2 protein-coding genes are annotated in these 767 nt (G+C 37.9%); one reads left to right on the forward strand and one right to left on the reverse strand.

Annotation, left to right across the window (positions count from 1 at the left end; translation table 11 throughout):
- Positions 1-201 (forward strand): AlpA family transcriptional regulator, encoded by a 201-nt coding sequence (locus ACFINZ_RS10565; protein ID WP_004860538.1) that lies wholly within the window; start codon positions 1-3, stop codon positions 199-201.
- Positions 202-303: 102 nt separating this feature from the next.
- Here ACFINZ_RS10565 and ACFINZ_RS10570 read toward each other — a convergent pair whose 3' ends face one another.
- A complete protein-coding gene (locus ACFINZ_RS10570; RefSeq protein WP_015856194.1) occupies positions 304-663 on the reverse strand; it encodes a hypothetical protein in 360 nt (119 codons plus the stop codon).
- Positions 664-767: the final 104 nt, after the last annotated feature.

Consider the following 767-nt stretch of genomic DNA (forward strand, 5'->3'; position numbering starts at 1 on the left):
ATGACAGAAAATGATATTCTTTTAACAGACCGTGAAAGTGCAAAATTGCTTCATATGAGTGTCTCAACTTTCCGCCGTCATGTAACCAATGGCTCTTTGCCAAAACCTTTAAAATTTGGTTTTTTATCGCGTTGGTTACAATCAGATCTTATCAATGTCATTGAGCAAGCAAAACAGCAACGTTATAATGACGCGGCATAAAAAGAAAGCCTTGTCACGTAAGAACGGACAAGGCTTTCTCAAACTCATCAACCTGGAGCTTTATTTGGTGTAAATTCAAGGCTTTCTCTGCTGAAGCAAGACTTAAGGCTGGCATTCAAGTTGTTCTGAATGCTTTTTACAATAAGGGCTATTTAAGCGTCTCTCAACACTTCGCTGAGGCATGACAGCACCAGGACGACATATGGGAAGATTGTCCGATTTATGGTTTTCACACCATTCTTGTATTGTAAAGCTAGGACGAAAACCTGATTGCGCCATACACATTTCAATACTGGCAAATTGATTCAAATCTAGCGCCACAACCTTATTAAGGTCCGGTACTCCACATTCTAAAAGTATTTTATTTCTCCATAATGCTGGAGAAAGTGAGGGAATTGAGTTAACACATCCAGTGATACTTAACAGAGCTATACAACTCAACAGTTTTAAGATTTTCTTCATTCTTCCCCTCTTTCAATGGATTTATTTACAATAAAAAAGCTCATAAGCCTGTTGATATTTCCTGTCACCGCTTCATTAAAACAACGGTGAACAATATTGAAATG

Origin of the sequence: Bartonella sp. AA81SXKL, assembly GCF_042196945.1 — a bacterium.
Classification (GTDB): Bacteria; Pseudomonadota; Alphaproteobacteria; order Rhizobiales; family Rhizobiaceae; genus Bartonella.